The sequence below is a fragment of the Pseudomonas sp. GW821-FHT01A09 genome, from assembly GCF_058986725.1.
Window position 1 is genome coordinate 76,230 of the sequence record NZ_JBYSWB010000022.1, and the last position, 18,017, is coordinate 94,246.

Here is an 18,017-nt window from a genome sequence, read left to right on the forward strand (position 1 = left end):
GAGCCGGTGTTACAGCCCTTGCTTGAGGCTGGCGATGAGGTACTCGTCGATGTCGCCATCGAGCACCTTGTCGCAGTCACTGCGCTCGATACTGGTACGCAGATCCTTGATGCGCGACGCGTCCAGCACGTACGAACGAATCTGATGCCCCCAGCCGATGTCCGACTTGCTGTCTTCCATGGCCTGGGAAGCGGCATTGCGTTTTTGCACTTCCTGCTCGTAAAGGCGCGCCCGCAGCATTTTCATGGCGGTGTCCTTGTTGGCATGCTGGGAGCGTTCGTTCTGGCAACTGACCACGGTATTGGTCGGCACGTGAGTGATACGTACCGCCGAGTCGGTGGTGTTGACGTGCTGACCACCGGCGCCCGAGGAGCGGTAGGTGTCGATGCGCAGGTCCGAGGGGTTGATGTCGATTTCGATGTTGTCATCGATTTCTGGCGACACGAACACGGCCGAGAACGAGGTATGGCGACGGTTGCCGGAGTCGAACGGACTCTTGCGTACCAGGCGGTGCACGCCGATCTCGGTGCGCAGCCAGCCAAAGGCGTATTCGCCCTTGATATGCAGGGTGGCGCCCTTGATACCGGCGACCTCACCGGCCGATAGCTCCATGATGGTGGTGTCGAAGCCGCGTTTGTCGGCCCAGCGCAGGTACATGCGCAACAGGATGTTGGCCCAGTCTTGCGCCTCGGTACCGCCGGAGCCGGCCTGGATGTCCAGGTAGGCGTTGTTGGCGTCCATTTCGCCGCTGAACATGCGACGGAATTCGAGTTTTTCCAGGGACTCGCGCAGGCGCTCGACTTCTTCACTGACGTCGGCGACGGCGCTTTCGTCTTCTTCCTCGGCAGCCATCTGCAGCAGGTCCTTGGCGTCGGCCAGGCCTGAGTGCATCTCATCGAGGGTTTCTACGATCTGCGCCAGCAAGGAGCGTTCGCGCCCCAGTTCCTGGGCATAGGCAGGGTTGTTCCAGACACTCGGATCTTCAAGCTCGCGATTGACTTCGGTCAGACGCTCATGCTTTTGATCGTAGTCAAAGATACCCCCGAATGGTTTCGGAGCGCTCGGACAGGTCCTTGATGCTGTTAAGGATCGGGTTGATTTCCATGGCGGGCAGCACTCGTGCGTAGCGTTTCAAAAGCCGGAGAGTATAACGCACTCCGGGCTTTAGGGCAGCCCGCCGGGCAGTATTAGCTGTTTGAACAACCCCGTAGCGAGGGGGCTTGCCGCCGAAAAACAGTATCAGCGCCGTTGGGGCGTCTGACAGGCCAGATCGGGGGCAAGCCCCCTCGCTACCGCGGCCGTCAGCGCCAAGGGCTATTCGATCCCGACCTGATTGCGCCCGTTGTGCTTGGCCAGGTACAGGCCCTTGTCCGCTGCCGAGATCAACAACCGGCAACTGCTGCTCTGCGCCGGGGTCATGGTCGACAGGCCGATGCTGACCGTGAGGAACGAATCCTCGACCGGCGCATTGTGCGCGATCTTCAGCCCGGCGATGGTCTGGCGCAGTTTTTCCGCCACCAGCCGTGCGCCACCTGGGGATGTGTTGGGCAATACCAGGGCGAACTCTTCGCCACCGTAACGAGCCGGCAGATCGCTGGAGCGGCTGGACGCCTCGCGGATGGCATCGGCGACCTTGCGCAGGGCCTCATCGCCCTCGAGGTGACCGAAATTGTCGTTATATGACTTGAAGAAGTCGACATCGATCATCAACAACGAGAGCTGCGTCTGATCGCGCATCGCGCGGCGCCATTCCAGCTCCAGGTATTCATCGAAATGCCGGCGGTTGGACAGCCCGGTCAGGCCGTCCGAGTTCATCAGCCGCTGCAGCACCAGATTGGTATCGAGCAACTGCTGCTGGCTGACGCGCAACGCACGGTAGGCTTCATCACGTTGCAGCAAGGTCAGATAGGAACGCGAGTGATAGCGGATACGCGCCACCAACTCGATGGTGTCCGGCAGCTTGACCAGATAATCGTTGGCGCCTGCCGCGAAGGCCGCACTTTTGATCAGCGCGTCCTCCTTGGTCGACAGCACGATGATCGGGATGTCCTGGGTCGAGGGGTGATTGCGGTAGTCGCGCACCAGTGTCAGGCCGTCGAGGCCCGGCATGATCAGGTCCTGAAGAATCACCGTCGGCTTGATGCGCACTGCCTGGGCAATGGCTTCACGCGGGTCGGCGCAAAAATGGAAGTCGATGTTGGCTTCATTGGCCAGGCTGCGGCGGATGGCCTCGCCGATCATGGCCTGATCGTCGACCAGCAGCACCATGGCTTTGTTTTCGTCGGCCGATTTGAAATCTTCGATCTGCAGATCAATCATGCGCTTTCACCTGGTAACTGCCTTCATGCCGGCGAGGCGGGAGACGTTTAATCATCGAAAAAAAATATCCGTAAGTCGTGGCGCGATCCGCTCCAGGGAAAGAATCTCGACAGCCGCATCAATCGCCGCCGCCGCCTTGGGCATGCCGTAAACGGCACTGCTTTGCTGATCCTGCGCGATGGTCAGCCAGCCCTGCTGACGCATCATTTTCAGACCTTGAGCGCCGTCGCGCCCCATACCCGTCAACAGTACCCCCACCGTATCGCCATTCCAGAAGCGTGCCACACTTTCAAAGAAAACATCGATAGAAGGACGATAAATTTCGTTCACCGGCTCGGCAGTGTAGGCCAAAGTTCCGTTTTTCTGTAAGCGAATATGGTGATTGGTGCCGGCCAGCAGGACCGTGCCCGGTTGCGGTGGCTCGCCCTCGCGCGCCAGGCGCACCGGCAGGCGCGACTCGCTGCCCAGCCAGTCGGCCATGCCGGCCGCGAACACTTGATCGACGTGCTGGACCAGGACGATGGCCGCCGGAAAATTTTCCGGCAGTGCCCTCAGGAGGATTTCCAGCGCCGCCGGGCCGCCCGCCGACGAGCCGATCGCCACCAGGCCCTGGCGTTGCGACGCTTGGCGCAAAGGCGCTTCGATGGTCTTCTCGACGCGCCCGCGCTGGCCGATCAGCCAGCCGATATTGAGGATCTTGCGCAACAGCGGCGCCGCTGCCGCTTGCGGATCGGCACCGCCGATGGCAGGGGTATCGACCACATCCAAAGCGCCATGGCCCATGGCCTCGAACACGCGGTGAACGTTCTGCTGGCGATCGACCGTGACGATGACGATGGCGCAGGGGGTCTTGGCCATGATCTGACGAGTGGCTTCGACGCCATCCATCACCGGCATGATCAAGTCCATGAGAATCAGGTCGGGGGTCAGCTCGGCGCATTGCTGCACCGCTTCCTGGCCATTGGTCGCCACCCAGACCACCTGATGCGCAGGCTCGAACGCGAGCGCTCTGCGCAGCGCCTCGACGGCCATGGGCATATCGTTGACGATAGCGATCTTCATCCCTGTGCTCCCCCAATCAGCTCCACCACCGCGTCGAGCAACGCGTCATCATGGAAGCTGGCCTTGGCCAGATAATAGTCGGCCCCGGCGTCCAGTCCACGGCGCCGATCTTCCTCGCGGTCCTTGTAGGACACCACCATGACCGGCAGCGACTGCAATCGGCTGTCGCGACGCAGCAGGGTCACCAGCTCGATGCCGTCCATGCGCGGCATGTCGATGTCGGTGATGAGCAAATCGAAATCCTCGCTGCGCAGCGCGTTCCAGCCGTCCATGCCGTCCACCGCGACTGCCACTTCGTAGCCGCGGTGGGTCAACAGCTTGCGTTGCAGCTCGCGCACGGTGAGCGAATCGTCGACCACCAGCACCCGTTTGCGGACCTGCTCGAGCGCAGGATTCTGACGCCGGTCGATGCGTTCGAGGCGACCGGTGGTCAGCAGTTTTTCCACCGAGCGCACCATGTCCTCGACATCGACGATCAGCACCACTGAACCGTCATCGAGCAAGGCACCCGCGGAAATATCCTGGATCTTGCCCAGGCGCACATCCAGCGGCATCACCACCAGCGTGCGCTCGCCAATGAAGCGCTCCACCGCCACACCGTAGATGGCATCGCGCTCGCGGATGACCACGACCTTGAGGTTGTCCTGAGTGATCTGCGCGGCGGGGCGTTGCAACAATTGGGTCGCCGCTACCAGGCCGATATGGCGGCCTTCGTACCAGAAGTGCTGACGCCCTTCGAGCTGGACGATCTGCTCGGTGGGCAGGTCGAGGGTGTGTTCGATGTGGGCCAGAGGAAAGGCATAGGCCTCGGCCCCGACTTCGACTACCAGGCTGCGCACTACCGACAGCGTGAGCGGTACTTCGAGCTGAAAGCGGCTGCCGGCGCCGACGCTCTGATGCAATTCGATAGCGCCGCGCAGTTGGCGAATACCGTGCTGCACCGCATCCAGGCCGACACCGCGCCCGGAGACTTCGGTGACCTTGTCGCGCATGCTGAAACCGGGCAGGAACAGAAACGACAGCAGCTCCTCCTCGCTCATCTGCTCGGCGGTATGCGCGGGCGACAGCTGGCGGGCGACGATGCTGGTACGCAGGCGATCGAGATCGACGCCGGCGCCGTCGTCACTGAGCTCGAGCACCAGCAGCCCGGCCTGATGGGAAGCGCGCAGGCGTACCACTCCTTCGGCGGGCTTGCCGGCGAGCAAACGCTGCTCGGGGCTTTCGATACCGTGGTCGACCGCGTTGCGCAGCAGGTGGGTCAAGGGCGCTTCGAGTTTTTCCAGCACATCGCGATCGACTTGAGTCTTCTCGCCCTCGATCTCCAGGCGTACCTGCTTGCCTAGCGAGCGGCCAAGGTCGCGGACCATGCGCGCCTGGCCGGTGAGCACGTCGGCGAAAGGCCGCATGCGACACGCCAGGGCGGTGTCATACAGCAACTGCGCGCGCTGCCCCGCATGCCAGCCGAACTCGTCGAGCTCGGCGGTCTGCTGCAACAGCATCTGCTGGGTTTCGCCCAGCAAGCCTTGCACCTGCGCCAGCGCCTCGCGGATCTCCGGGCTCGGCGAAGTGCCGTCGATTTGTTCCATGAGGCTGTCCAGCGCGCGCAGGCTCTGGCTTTGCATTCTTTTCAAACGTTGCATCGTGGCCAGGTAGGGCTTGAGCCGCTGGGTCTCGACCAGCGCCTTGCTCGACAGATCGAGCAGGCTGTTGAGACGCTCGGCGGTCACCCGCAGTACGCGCTCGCCGCCCTCGGTGGCACGCTTGCCCCTGAGTGCCGGCGCGGCTGCCTGAGTGGCCAGGCTGCCTGACTCGATGGATTCCTGCGGTTCAAGGCTCGATTCGCCGCTGGCGCTGTCGTCAAGCTCCGCTGAAACCGATGCCGATGCCGATGCCGATGCCGATGCCAGCAGAGCGTGGGCCGCCGCCGACAGCGCTGCCCCATCATCCGCCGCATTCGATGCGGGCGCCGAGGGCAAGGGCGTCGCCGACGGATCCAGCACCTGGGCCAGCCGCGCCAGATAGGCCGCGACCACCTCAGGCCCGCTGGAGCTGTCTCCCGGCGTGGCGATGCGCATCAGCAGATCGGTGCCCTGCAGCAGGGCGTCGATGTGTTCGGGCTGCAAGCGCAGGCGCCCTTCCTGGGCGCTGACCAGGCAGTCCTCCATGACATGGGCGACGCTGACCCCGGCATCGACACCCACGATTCGCGCCGCGCCCTTGAGCGAATGCGCCGCACGCATGCAGGCTTCCAGCTGGTCGGCCTGGGTCGGGTTGCGCTCCAGTTCCAGCAGGCCGGTGCTGAGCACCTGCGTCTGGGCTTCGGCTTCAAGGCTGAAGAGTTCGAGCAGCGAGGCGTCGCGCATTTGATCGGGGGTCATGTCAGGCTCCGGGTCACGGCCGACATCAGCAGTTCGTCATCCAGTATTCGCAAGCTGCGTCCCTTGAATTGCATGACCGCCCGGGTGAAACGCGCGCCAGCGACGACGCTGGGCGACTCACCGGCTTCAATTTGCGCCAGGTCGATGCGATGGATAGCGTCGACTTCATCCACCGGCACCACCACCGAGCCGTTTTCCGCCGCCAGAATCAACATGCGCGGGGTGATACGGGCCGTGCTGGCGACCACGGTGTCGGGATCGACGCCGAGCAGTTCGCCCAGCGACAGACAGGCAACCAGCGCGCCGCGCACGTTGGCGACGCCGAGCAACGCGCGCGAACGCTGATGCGGCAAGGAGTGCACGGGCTGCATCGGCGCCACCTCGACCAGGCAGCGGGTGGCCAGGGCCAGCCACTCGTCGGCCAGCCGGAAGACCAGCAGCGAGCGGCTCTCGACCTTGCCGCGCAGTTCGCTGTACTGCAGCGCCGCCACTTCCTGCTGGCCGAGGCTGTAGCGGTCCAGCAGGCGCACCGCTGCCGCAGCGTAGACCGAGCAGTTGCGACAATGAATATGTTCGACCAGCAACGGGCAGGACTTGTCGCCCCGTACGCCGATGCGGTTCCAGCAATCGTCGATGACCTGCTCGTCGACGATGGCATCCAGTCCATGGTGATTGGTCATGATTTACGCTCGCCACGTACGGCCTGCTCACTGCGCGCGGCCCGCTCCTGCAAGCGCCGCGCCCCCACGACGTCGCCTTGCGCAGCCAGCAGCATGGCCAGGTGCGCCAGCGCTTCGGGGTGCTGCGGCTCCAGATACAGTGCCTTGCGATAGAAACCCTGAGCTTCCATGGCATTGCCGGCGACATCGCTGAGCAGGCCAAGCCAGTAGAACACCTGGGCACTGGGTGCATGCTCGCGCAGGTATTGCTGGCAGGTTTCTCGGGCCTGGGCGGTATTGCCTTCGTTGGCCAGGGTAGCGATGCGCGCCAGCAAGGCCGCCGCATCGCTGTCCCGTGCGCTCAGGGCGGGCCGGGCCGCCAGTCGGGCGGGTTGGCCGCTGTCGCGCGAAGGCCGCGTGGGTGCCGGGCGCGGCTTGAGTTCTGCCGGCAGGCGCACAGGAAGTGGCGCTGGCGATCGGCTGGCGGCGGTCACTGGCGCAGGCACGGGTATCGGCGTAGGCGGCGGTGTCACCTGACTGTCGCGCACGAACGCGAAAGACTGGGGAATGCCGATCGGGCGCATGCCCATGCGCGCCAGCAAGCTGCCCTCGGCTGGCCCGATGAATAATGCGCCGTCTTCGCGGGTCAGTTTCTTCAGGACTTCAAACACCCTTTGCTGGGTGGGGACGTCGAAATAGATCAACAGATTGCGGCAAAACACAAAGTCATAAGGCGCTTCGCCCGCGAGCAGTTTGGGGTCGAGCACGTTGCCGGACTGCAGGCGTACCTGTCCGGATACCTGCTCATCAAGCGCATAGCCCTCGCCCGCAGCAGTGAAATGCCGGTCACGATAGCTCAGGTCGGCGCCACGAAAGGAGTTTCGCCCATAGCGCCCACGCTGGGCGCGGGCCACCGATGCCGGGCTGACGTCGATGCCGTCGACTCTGAACTGCTGCGGGCGGATTCCGGCATCGAGCAGGCTCATGGCAATGGAGTAAGGCTCCTCGCCCGTGGAGCAGGGCAAGCTGAGAAATCGCAGCGGACGCGACGACTCGAGCTCGAACAGGCGCTTCTTGGCCAGACTGGCCAAGGCCGTGAAGGATTCGGGATAACGAAAAAACCAGGTTTCCGGGACGATTACCGCTTCGATCAGCGCCTGCTGCTCGCCGGCCGAATGCTGCAGCAGATCCCAATAGGCATCGAGGTCGGCGCTGCCGGAGTGTTCGCAGCGTTGTTGCACGGCGCGCTCGATCATGGCCGGGCCCACCGAGGCGACATCCAGGCCGATATGCTCGAACAGGTACTTGAAAAAACGCTGATCGCCATTCATCGAGGCTCCTCCTCGCCCAGACTGGCGGCCAGGCTCGGCGCGTACAGCATGGCCCGCGCCTGATCGTCGAGCAGATCCTGAACCCTGACCCACTGCAGCAACCCCAGGGCATCTTCGCGAACCGGCCCCAGATAAGGCGCCGCAGGATTGTCCAGGCCATAGGGCTGAAACTCGGCCGGGTCGCAACGCAGGGTATCGGTGGCCTGCTCCAGAATCAGCCCGAGCAAGGCATCAGGCTGCTGGGGCTGCGCCCGGTAGTTCACCAGCACCAGCCGCGTGCTGGTGCGTGGTATCGCTGGCCGATCGAAGGTCAAGGCGCCGATATCGATGACCGGCACTACCTGGCCGCGATGGGCGAAGATCCCTGCCACCCAGGCGGGCGCGCGCGGAATTGGCTTGAGCGGCAGCAGCGGCAGGATTTGCGCTACCTCCACCGCCGCCAGGGCGAAACGTTGCCCGCCTACCTGAAAGACCAGAAACAGCTTGCTGGTGGCACGCGCCGCAGCGCGAACCGACGTAGACACCTGGGTCATCAGACTTTGAATCGCGACACGCCACCGCGCAATCCGGTCGCGACCTGGCTGAGCTCGTCGATAGCGAAACTGGCCTGGCGCAGAGATTCGACGGTCTGGCTGCTGGCATCGCTCAACTGCGCCAGCGCGTGGTTGATCTGCTCGGCACCGGTGGCCTGGGCCTGCATGCCCTCGTTGACCATCAGCACCCGTGGCGCCAGCGCCTGGACCTGCTGAATGATCTGGTTCAATTGATCGCCCACCTGGGTGACCTCGAACATGCCGCGGCGCACTTCTTCGGAAAACTTGTCCATGCCCATCACCCCTGCCGAAACGGCGGACTGGATCTCGCGGACCATCTGTTCGATGTCGTAGGTGGCCACCGCCGTCTGGTCGGCCAGGCGCCGTACCTCGGTCGCTACCACGGCGAAACCTCGGCCGTATTCTCCGGCCTTTTCGGCCTCGATGGCAGCGTTGAGCGACAGCAGGTTGGTCTGGTCGGCGACCTTGACGATGGTGACCACCACCTGATTGATGTTGCCGGCCTTTTCGTTGAGCACGGCGAGCTTGTTGTTGACCAGCTCGGCGGCGCCCATCACCTGATGCATGGTCTCTTCCATGCGCGCCAGGCCTTGCTGACCGGAGCCGGCCAGCAGCGAGGCCTGATCGGCCGCCGAGGTGACCTCGGTCATGGTGCGCACCAGGTCGCGGGAGGTCGCGGCGATTTCCCGCGAGGTGGCGCCGATTTCGGTGGTGGTGGCAGCCGTCTCGGTGGCGGTGGCCTGCTGCTGCTTGGAGGTCGCGGCGATCTCCGTGACCGAGGTGGTCACCTGCACCGAAGAGCGCTGCGCCTGCGAGACCAGGGACGTGAGGTTGGTCATCATGTCGTTGAAGCCGACTTCCAGATCACCGAACTCGTCCTTGCGATCCAGCTGCAGGCGCGTGCTCAGGTCGCCGGTACGCATGACTTCGAGTATACGCAGGAGCTTCTCCATCGGCGCCATGATGGTGCGCATCAGCAGCAGCCCGCAGATGCCTGCGGCGATCACCGCGACCAGCAGGGCAACGCCCATGGTGATCTTGGCCGAAGTCACGGCGCTGGCGATCTGCTTGGTGGCGGCATCGGCAGCGGCGCTGTTGAGTTCGATGACGGTGTTCAGCGCCTTGCGACCCGCGGCCCAGGCAGGCGCGAGGTCGGTCTGGGCCAGGTCCTGGGCCTCCATGAAGTGCTTCTGCCGATAGGCTTCGAGGGTCCGCCCGAGGGTTTCGTGGTAGATGCCATTAAGGCGCTTGAACTCGTTGAACGCGTTCCGATCGCCCTCATCGTGGATAGTGCTTTCGTATTTGGCGATCTGCTGATCGAGGCGAGCGTCGAACCCCCTGTACTGCTCCTCGTCGGCGGTGATCAGCTCACGCTGGCTGCTCAGCCCGATCAACTGCTGGGTGTAGACGTAGCTGTCGACGAAGGCGCTGCGAATCATCGAGCTGTAGTAGACCCCGGGCATGCTGTCGGTGCGCACGTCGTCGGAGCTGTCTTCGATCTTCTGCAGACGGGTGTAGGAGGCAACGATCATCAACAACATGATGGCGATGATGACGGCAAAACTCGCCAAAATACGATGGCGCAAGGTCCAGTTCTTCACGATTACCCCTCGAATACATTCGCCTGCCAGCGAAAACGGCAGAGCACAGCCCTGCATATTGCAACCATATGTGTACTTTCCGCCATCTGCAGGGGCATTACCAGTGGCATTTCGCACCAAAGTGCCACCACTGGAAGGGTTTTTTCGTCGGTTGTCGGGACCTGCCTTCAGCCGCTTACAGCTGACGCACTTGCGCCTCGAGCTCCTGGCGCAGCGCCGGATCGAGCTTGAGTTGACGTGCGAGCTCGTCCAGATAGGCTTTTTCCATGAAGTGCTCTTCGTCGACCATCATCACACTGGCCAGATACATCTCTGCGGCCATTTCCGGTGTTTGTGCCGCGCGGGCGACTTCGATGGGGTCCAGCGGCTTGTTCAATTCCAGATGCAGCCACCGCTGGAACTCTTGATCGCCATCGAGTTTGACGAACTCACCCTCGATCAGTGCGCGCTCACGTTCATCGACGTGGCCGTCGGCCTTGGCAGCGGCCACCAGCGCCTTGAGAATCGCCTGACTGTGCACTTCGGCCTCGGGTGCCGAAACCTGATCGATGGTCTGCGGCGCAGTGGCGGCTTGCCCGGGCTGATTGGCCTGCCAGTTGCTGTACGCCTTGTAGGCAACCACGCCGAGCGCGGCCAGCCCACCATAGGTGACGACCTTGCCACCGACCTTGCGCGCCTTCTTGCTGCCCATCAACAGACCGATGGCGCCCGCCGCCAGCGCGCCGCCGCCGGCTCCCGAGAGTAAGCCGGTCAGATCCCCCAGGCCCGCCGAGCCTTTATGAGATGAAGAACCGGCAGTCTTGTTTTGCAGCATCTGCTGACCGGACTTGAGCAGTTGGTCGAGTAATCCACGGGTGTTCATAGGGCAATCTCCACTAGGGTTTGGCGCAACGATTGGAAGGAGATTACGACCAGCGCCGGCACTACGCTCCTGGAGAAATGCTTCCGAATGTTGCCTGGTGAAGGGAACGCCCGGATTGAGCGGGATTGAACGGGAGCCGAAGCCTCGAACAGGCCCGCGATACATTCTTCAATTAAAAAATAATCGGCACGCTGGCGAACCACACCCCATATCAGGTATCTCTTTAGGGTCTTGTCACACTCGGACCCACGGATATCCGAACGCCATTTGCATCCCTTTCAGGCCGCACGGAGCGGCCGGGACTTCTTCTGTACAGGGTTATCTATGCACCGCCGGAACCTTCTGAAAGCCTCGATGGCCATTGCGGCTTACACCGGTCTGTCTTCTGCCGGACTGTTCGCAGCCCAGGCCATGGCCGCCACCGCCGATGGCGAGCTGGAAAAATTCAGCTTCGACGGGCTCAAGGCCCACGCCAAGGACCTGGCCGGCAAGGGCTTCGTGGATCGCAAGCAAGTCTTGCCCGCCACCCTGGCCAACATGAATCCGCTGCAATTCAACGCTATCAAGTACGACGCAAAGCATTCGCTGTGGTACGACCTGCACGGTCAACTGGATGTGCAGTTCTTCCACGTCGGCATGGGCTTCAAGACCCCGGTGCGCATGTACAGCGTCGACACCGCCAGCCAGCAGGCGCGTGAAGTGCATTTTCGTCCCGAGCTGTTCAATTACGCCGATTCGAAGATCGATACCCAGCAGCTCAAGGGCGACCTGGGCTTTGCCGGTTTCCGCCTGTTCAAGGCGCCTGAAATCGATCGCCACGACATCCTCTCGTTCCTCGGCGCCAGTTACTTTCGCGCGGTCGACGCCACCGGCCAATACGGCCTCTCGGCCCGTGGCCTGGCCATCGACACCTACGCCGGCGGCCCGGAAGAGTTTCCCGATTTCACCAAGTTCTGGTTCGAGGCCCCGAGCAAGGACGGCACCCGCTTCGTGGTCTATGCCCTGCTCGAATCGCCAAGCGCCACCGGTGCCTATCGCTTCGATATCGACTGCCAGGCGCAGCAAGTAGTGATGGGCGTCGATGCCCACATCAATGCGCGCAAGGACATAAAGCAGCTGGGCATCGCCCCGATGACCACCATGTTCAGCTGCGGCACCCACGAGCGTCGCATGTGCGACACCATTCACCCGCAGATCCACGACTCCGACCGCCTGGCCATGTGGCGCGGCAACGGCGAATGGATCTGCCGACCGCTGAACAATCCCGAGCACATCCAGTTCAACACCTTCGTCGACAAGGATCCCAAGGGCTTCGGCCTGGTGCAGACCGACCATAACTTCGCCAGTTACCAGGACACGGTCGACGGGTACCACCAGCGTCCGAGCCTGTGGGTCGAGCCGACGACGCCTTGGGGCGAAGGCTCCATCGACCTGATGGAACTGCCGACCACGGGCGAGACCCTGGACAACATCGTCGCCTTCTGGACGCCCAAAGACCCGGTCAAGGCCGGGGAATCGCTCAACTACGGCTACAAGCTGTACTGGAGCTCACTGCCGCCAGTGAGCACACCGCTGGCGCAGATCGCCGCGACCCGTTCAGGCATGGGAGGGTTCACGGAAGGCTGGGCGCCGGGCGAGCACTATCCGGAGGTATGGGCACGGCGCTTCGCAGTGGACTTCGCCGGTGGTGGCCTGGAGAAACTCCCGGACGGCACCCATATCGAGCCTGTGGTGACGGTGTCCAATGGCGAGGTCAAGGACTTCAGCATCCTCTGGCTGCCGGACATCAAGGGCTACCGCGTGCTGTTCGATTGGTACCCGACCAACGACAAGGTCGACCCGGTGAACATGCGCATGTTCATCAAGACAGCGGATCGCACCTTGAGCGAGACGTGGTTGTATCAGTACTTTCCGCCAGCGGCGGACAAGCGCAAATACACTTGAGTCGCCTGTAGCGAGGGGGCTTGCCCCCGAAAAACCGCCAAGCGCACAAATGCATTGGCCGGTATGTTTTCGGGGGCAAGCCCCCCCGCTACGCGGGACCCAAGGCTAGTCGCGCAGATCGGACTCGTGGATCGGCTGATCACGGTGCGTGGCGCGCTGGTACTGCGCCGGCCAGGTGGCCACACGGCCGCCCAAGTCGTCATCGGCATGCAGCGGCCAGTAAGGGTCGCGCAACAATTCCCGCGCCAGAAAAATCAGATCCGCCTGACCGGTCCGCAGGATATGCTCGGCCTGCGCCGGATCGGTGATCATCCCCACGGTCCCGGTCGCCAACTGCGATTCCTGACGCACCCTCTCGGCGAAACGCGTCTGATAGCCCGGCCCGGTCGGGATCTCGGCGCTGCTGGCGGTGCCACCCGACGACACATCGATCAAATCGACGCCCAATTGTTTGAGGCGCCGCGCCAGCTCGACGGTTTCATCCGGATTCCAGCCGTCCTCGACCCAGTCCGTGGCCGATACCCGCACGAACAGCGGCAACTCCTGCGGCCAGACCTCACGTACCGCGGTGGTGACTTCCAGCACGAAACGAATGCGGTTGTCGAACGAGCCACCGTATTGATCGCGGCGCTGATTGCTCAGGGGCGAGAGGAATTGGTGCAACAGATAACCGTGAGCAGCATGCAATTCGGCGATCTTGAAACCGGCGGTCAACGAGCGTTTCGCCGCGTCGACGAACGCCTGAATGATCAGCTTGATTTGCGCGTCATCCAGCTCGGTGGGCGCGGTGTGCTTGGGGTCGAAAGCGATTTTCGACGGCCCCACCGGCTGCCAGCCGCCCTCGCCGACAGCAATGCTGCCGCTTTTGCCCAACCACGGGCGCCAGGTACTGGCCTTGCGCCCGGCGTGAGCCAGCTGGATCGCGGGAATTGCGCCCTGGGCGGTAATGAAACGGGTGATCCGCTGCAGCGGCTCTATCTGCCCGTCATGCCACAGGCCCAGGTCTTCAGGGGTGATACGGCCGTCTTCGGTCACCGCAACGGCTTCGGTGAACACCACGCCGGCGCCACCGACCGCGCGGCTGCCCAGGTGCACCAGATGCCAGTCGTTGGCCAGGCCGTCGGCAGCCGAGTATTGGCACATCGGTGAGACCACGATGCGGTTTGGCAGCGTCAACTGGCGCAAATTAAAGGGTTGGAGCAGCAGGCTCATGGGCCACCTCTCTGATTATCGATCAAATTACGCACGTATGACGCGGGCCGGTTGCACACAGGCGCCCGCGCGGCGGCAGTCTGTAGAGACTAGTCGACAACCACCGGCGCTGGCGGGTTCCTAGCGTGGTTCGATATGGGCGATCAGCAACTGCACGGTTTCTTGCCCGCGGTACTCGTTGACGTCGAGCTTGTAGGCCAGCTCCACCCAGCGCACGGTCGGATTGGGCCACACCTCGCGGTCGACGCCAAAGGCGATGCCATCGAGCCTGACGGTGCCACATTCACTCTTGAGCACCACCTTCAGGTGACGCTCACCCACGATCCGCTGCTCGGCCAACTGGAACACGCCATGGAACAGCGGCTCGGGAAAATGCTGCCCCCAGGGCCCGGCATGCCGCAGGGCGCGGGCCAACTCCAGGTGAAACTCCTCGACCGCCAGCGCGCCGTCCGACAGTAGCCGGCCGGTGAGGTCCTCGGCCTGCAGTTGCCGGCGAACCTCGGTGTCGAAGGCTTCGGCGAACACCGGAAAACTGGCCTCGCCAAGGGTCAGGCCCGCCGCCATGGCGTGGCCGCCGAACTTGCTCATCAAGCCCGGATGGCGGGCGTTGACCGCTTCCAGCGCGTCGCGAATATGAAAGCCCGGCACCGAGCGCGCCGAGCCCTTGAGCAGCCCTTCCCCCGCATCCGCGAAGGCGATGGTCGGGCGGTGGTAACGCTCCTTGAGGCGCGAAGCGAGAATCCCGATCACCCCTTGGTGCCAATCGGCGTCGAACAGGCACAGCCCGAACGGCATCGACTCCAGCGGCAGGTCCTTGATCTGCGCCAAGGCCTCACGTTGCATGCCCTGCTCGATGGTCTTTCTGTCCTGATTCATGCCATCCAGTTGCTCAGCCATCTCCCGCGCGCTGGCGGGGTCGCGGCTGAGCAGGCATTCGATACCCAGGCTCATGTCGTCAAGGCGCCCGGCCGCATTGAGCCGCGGACCGATGATAAAGCCCAGGTCGGTGGAGGTGATGCGCGCGGCATCACGCTTGGCCACTTCCAGGATCGCTTTTATACCAGGGCGGGCGCGACCGGCGCGAATGCGTTCCAGGCCCTGATGCACGAGGATGCGGTTGTTGGCGTCCAGCGGCACCACGTCGGCGACGCTGCCCAGGGCCACCAGGTCAAGCAGTTCGCCGATATTCGGCTGCGGCGTGCTGGCGTACCAGCCCAGTTCGCGCAAACGCGCACGCAGCGCCATCAGCACATAAAACATCACACCGACACCGGCCAACGCTTTGCTGGGGAATTCACAGCCGGGCTGATTGGGATTGACGATCGCATCGGCGGCCGGCAGTTCGGCGCCTGGCAGGTGGTGATCGGTAACCAGCACTTGCAGGCCGGCGGCCTTGGCCGCCGCGACGCCCTCGACACTGGAGATGCCGTTGTCCACCGTCACCAGCAACTGCGGCTCGCGCTCCAGCGCCACGGCGACGATCTCGGGCGTCAGGCCATAGCCGAACTTGAAGCGGCTCGGCACCAGGTAGTCGACATGGGCGGCGCCCAACAGCCGCAGCCCGAGCACGCCGACCGTACTGGCCGTGGCGCCGTCGGCGTCGAAATCGCCGACGATGAGGATGCGCTGACGCTGTTCCAGCGCCGTGACCAGCAGGTCCACTGCCGCACCGATCCCTTTGAGCTGCTGGAACGGAATCAACCGCGCCAGGCTCTTGTCCAGCTCAGCTTCGCTGCTGACGCCCCGCGCGGCGTACAAACGCGTCAACAAAGGCGGCAGGTCACCAAGAAACGGCAGGGTAGCGGGCAGCGGGCGGGGTTCGATACGCATGGGTCAGCCGCGCTCGCCTTGCAGCCACTGCAGTTGCACTTCGTGCTGACCGCGGTCATCGGTGACGAACACCGTGCCTTCGCTGATCATCACATCCCATTTGATGACCCGCGGCATGTCCTTGGCCAGGGTCTCCAGGACTTCCTGAGGGACCGCAGCGATATTGACGTTTTTCAGGTTCTTGATCGCCGGGATGACCTTGCCTTCCCACACGCGCAGGCTGCCGTAGGCCAGCAGGCTGGTGCGCTCGGTACGGCGCGAGCACCAGGTCAGGCGGTCGGCATCCGGCTGGCCGACTTCGATCCAGTGCAGGACGCGGTCGTCCAGGCTCTTTTCCCACAGCGCGGGTTCGTCGACGTCCGAAAGCCCGCGGCCGAACGACAGCTGCTCGTTGTACCACAAGGCATAGGCCAGCAGTCGCACGGTCATGCGCTCTTCGGTTTCGGAGGGATGACGGGCGATCGTCTGCTTGACGCTCTCGTAGACACTGCGATCGAGGTCGGTAAGATTCAGTTCGAACTTGTAGGTCGTGGACGGCTGGGCCATGGGGACGCTTCTGGAAACGGAAAAAGTCGCCCAGTCTAACTGATGGCACGCGTTTGCACGAAACCCGGACAAACGGTTACGCCGATGCCACGGCTATGCTACAACTGCGCCGAAGGCATCAACTGGCACGCAGGAGTCTCCCGCGCAATGGCTTTACGCATCAGCCCATGGATTCAGTGGTGCCATCCGCTGCCGATGAAAGCCTGTCTTGGCGCCTGCCTGGCCATTAGCTTGAATCTCGCCTTCGCACCCCATGCACAAGCGCAGGAAACCATGGTCTGGCTATTGCGCGAGCTGCCGCCGCTGACCATTTTCGAAGGCGCGCAGCGCAATCAGGGCGCCGTGGACAAAACCCTTGCGCTGCTGATCAAAAGCCTGCCGCAGTACGATCATGTGATTCAGCGCGTCAACCGCGCCCGAGCCATGCAAATGCTTCAGGAGCCCGGCCTGCGGTGCGACCCAACGCTGCTGTGGAGCCCCGAACGGGCCAGGTTCATCGCCTTTTCAATCCCCAGCGTGGTGACGTACAGCAATGGCCTGATCATCCGTCCGGCTGATCGCCCGCAGTTCACCCCGTTCATGGACAACGGCGAACTCGACCTGGCTGCGTTGCTCGATAGCGGCAAATTGAAAGTCGGCGTGGTCGCCGAGCGCAGCTATGGACCATTCATCGACCAGATACTCAAACGCGCGCCAGCGGATGTGCTGACGCCCCACTACGGCAATGATGCGGTGACCAGCCTGATGCAGATGGAACAGCGTGGGCGCCTGCAGGCGCTGATCGGCTATCTGATCGAGGCGCGCTATCTGGCCAGGCAACAAGGTATGCTGGCCGATGAATTCAGCTTCATTCCGATCAAGGGGGTAGAGAAATACCAGTTCAATCATGTCGGCTGCAGCGATAACCCAGACGGCCAACAGGCCATCAGCCGTATCAATCCGGTGCTTGAGACCTTGCGTCAGGATACGCTTGCGCAGTTTTATGCAAGCTGGCTGGACCAAGGTTCACGCGACGATTATCTAGAAGATGCCAAGACTTTTTTCAGTGACAAGGCGGCGGCCGCGATGCCCGCGCGGTAGAGATTCGAGGGTGCAGCTTTTCAGACGGCAAAAAGAAACCCCGAACGGTGGGGAAGCCGATCGGGGTCAAACATGGTCCTTGCGGACCAGCACGGCAGGTCAGGGACACCGGAGCACAATGTCAATGGCCTGCCCTTGCAAAATTTGAGTAACACCTTTTCGAAAGGTTCCTCGTCGCTTAAATTCCGGCGGCGAAAACACTGCGCGATTGGGCGGCGTGATGCAAGGCGGCGATGACGCAGGGCTGCAAGCGACCCTGGGCAACCAGAAGATCGCGATGAAAGCCATCGACGATGTCGATCAAGGTACGATTATCGGTGAGCTGACTACCTTTGATAAGACGCTCAGCCATCTGCAGTCCGTGCTTGTCTTCGACGGTGATACGGCAATTGCCTAGTTTATCGATGGGCCCGACACTGACCAGGTAAGGGCTCAGGGCTTCATTCAACAGCAAGCTGATATTTTCCAATACGATCACCACTCACTCGTCAAGAATAAAGGTTGCCTACCAATGACTGTCGGCCGATCAAAAAAGTTCGATCCAGTCGGCTGCTCTCTAAACGGCAACGACATTGCGCCACTGTTCGACTCTGATCGCCTGGCGAAGCAGAGACCGTGGAAGATTATCGACATGATGTT

At 62.8% G+C, this 18,017-nt stretch carries 15 protein-coding genes; 2 read left to right on the forward strand and 13 right to left on the reverse strand.

All coding sequences use genetic code 11. The features are described from left to right. Positions 1 to 9: 9 nt before the first annotated feature. From prfB to AC3WJP_RS21835, 9 genes are all read right to left on the reverse strand, one after another. Positions 10 to 1,105 (reverse strand): peptide chain release factor 2 gene (prfB, locus tag AC3WJP_RS21795; RefSeq protein ID WP_493722929.1). Its coding sequence is split into 2 segments (ribosomal slippage): positions 10 to 1,032 and positions 1,034 to 1,105, totalling 1,095 coding nucleotides; the frame shifts between segments, so codons are not numbered across the junction. Positions 1,106 to 1,314: 209 nt separating this feature from the next. Then, on the reverse strand, positions 1,315 to 2,319 hold the full coding sequence (locus tag AC3WJP_RS21800; RefSeq protein ID WP_493722928.1) for a diguanylate cyclase: 1,005 nt from the start codon (positions 2,317 to 2,319) through the stop codon (positions 1,315 to 1,317). A gap of 51 nt (positions 2,320 to 2,370) precedes the next feature. Continuing rightward, entirely contained in the window at positions 2,371 to 3,381 is a 1,011-nt protein-coding gene (locus AC3WJP_RS21805; RefSeq protein ID WP_493722927.1) for a chemotaxis response regulator protein-glutamate methylesterase, read from the reverse strand. Beyond that, positions 3,378 to 5,759, reverse strand: coding sequence for a hybrid sensor histidine kinase/response regulator (locus AC3WJP_RS21810; protein WP_493722926.1), 2,382 nt, complete (start codon positions 5,757 to 5,759; stop codon positions 3,378 to 3,380). Before AC3WJP_RS21810 ends, AC3WJP_RS21805 begins: the two co-directional genes overlap by 4 nt. Continuing rightward, a complete protein-coding gene (locus AC3WJP_RS21815) occupies positions 5,756 to 6,439 on the reverse strand; it encodes a chemotaxis protein CheW (RefSeq protein ID WP_493722925.1) in 684 nt (227 codons plus the stop codon). Before AC3WJP_RS21815 ends, AC3WJP_RS21810 begins: the two co-directional genes overlap by 4 nt. Further along, positions 6,436 to 7,749, reverse strand: coding sequence for a CheR family methyltransferase (locus AC3WJP_RS21820; protein ID WP_493722924.1), 1,314 nt, complete (start codon positions 7,747 to 7,749; stop codon positions 6,436 to 6,438). Before AC3WJP_RS21820 ends, AC3WJP_RS21815 begins: the two co-directional genes overlap by 4 nt. Next, positions 7,746 to 8,282 carry a chemotaxis protein CheW gene (locus tag AC3WJP_RS21825; protein WP_493722923.1) on the reverse strand — a complete coding sequence of 179 codons (537 nt, stop codon included), beginning with the start codon at positions 8,280 to 8,282 and terminating at the stop codon, positions 7,746 to 7,748. The genes AC3WJP_RS21820 and AC3WJP_RS21825 overlap by 4 nt, the downstream gene beginning before the upstream one ends. After that, complete coding sequence (locus tag AC3WJP_RS21830; protein ID WP_493735692.1) at positions 8,282 to 9,904, reverse strand: methyl-accepting chemotaxis protein; 1,623 nt, start codon at positions 9,902 to 9,904, stop codon at positions 8,282 to 8,284. The genes AC3WJP_RS21825 and AC3WJP_RS21830 overlap by 1 nt, the downstream gene beginning before the upstream one ends. A gap of 175 nt (positions 9,905 to 10,079) precedes the next feature. Then, entirely contained in the window at positions 10,080 to 10,766 is a 687-nt protein-coding gene (locus tag AC3WJP_RS21835; RefSeq protein WP_493722922.1) for a tellurite resistance TerB family protein, read from the reverse strand. Positions 10,767 to 11,090: 324 nt separating this feature from the next. Between AC3WJP_RS21835 and AC3WJP_RS21840 the strand changes: the two genes are divergently transcribed. Continuing rightward, positions 11,091 to 12,710 carry a glucan biosynthesis protein D gene (locus AC3WJP_RS21840; RefSeq protein ID WP_493722921.1) on the forward strand — a complete coding sequence of 540 codons (1,620 nt, stop codon included), beginning with the start codon at positions 11,091 to 11,093 and terminating at the stop codon, positions 12,708 to 12,710. A gap of 105 nt (positions 12,711 to 12,815) precedes the next feature. Here AC3WJP_RS21840 and AC3WJP_RS21845 read toward each other — a convergent pair whose 3' ends face one another. The 3 genes from AC3WJP_RS21845 to AC3WJP_RS21855 all read right to left on the reverse strand — a co-directional run bounded on the left by AC3WJP_RS21845 (position 12,816) and on the right by AC3WJP_RS21855 (position 16,298). Next, a complete protein-coding gene (locus tag AC3WJP_RS21845) occupies positions 12,816 to 13,922 on the reverse strand; it encodes an NADH:flavin oxidoreductase/NADH oxidase (protein WP_493722920.1) in 1,107 nt (368 codons plus the stop codon). Positions 13,923 to 14,042: 120 nt separating this feature from the next. Then, a complete protein-coding gene (recJ, locus tag AC3WJP_RS21850; RefSeq protein ID WP_493722919.1) occupies positions 14,043 to 15,752 on the reverse strand; it encodes a single-stranded-DNA-specific exonuclease RecJ in 1,710 nt (569 codons plus the stop codon). 3 nt (positions 15,753 to 15,755) lie between these two features. Next, the gene (locus AC3WJP_RS21855) at positions 15,756 to 16,298 is read right to left on the reverse strand and encodes a YaeQ family protein (protein WP_493722918.1); all 543 of its coding nucleotides are present in this window, start codon (positions 16,296 to 16,298) and stop codon (positions 15,756 to 15,758) included. A gap of 147 nt (positions 16,299 to 16,445) precedes the next feature. Between AC3WJP_RS21855 and AC3WJP_RS21860 the strand changes: the two genes are divergently transcribed. Then, entirely contained in the window at positions 16,446 to 17,378 is a 933-nt protein-coding gene (locus AC3WJP_RS21860; RefSeq protein WP_493722917.1) for a TIGR02285 family protein, read from the forward strand. A gap of 178 nt (positions 17,379 to 17,556) precedes the next feature. Here the strand turns inward: AC3WJP_RS21860 and AC3WJP_RS21865 are convergent, their stop codons facing one another. Continuing rightward, positions 17,557 to 17,847, reverse strand: coding sequence for a DUF3509 domain-containing protein (locus tag AC3WJP_RS21865; protein ID WP_493722990.1), 291 nt, complete (start codon positions 17,845 to 17,847; stop codon positions 17,557 to 17,559). Positions 17,848 to 18,017: the final 170 nt, after the last annotated feature.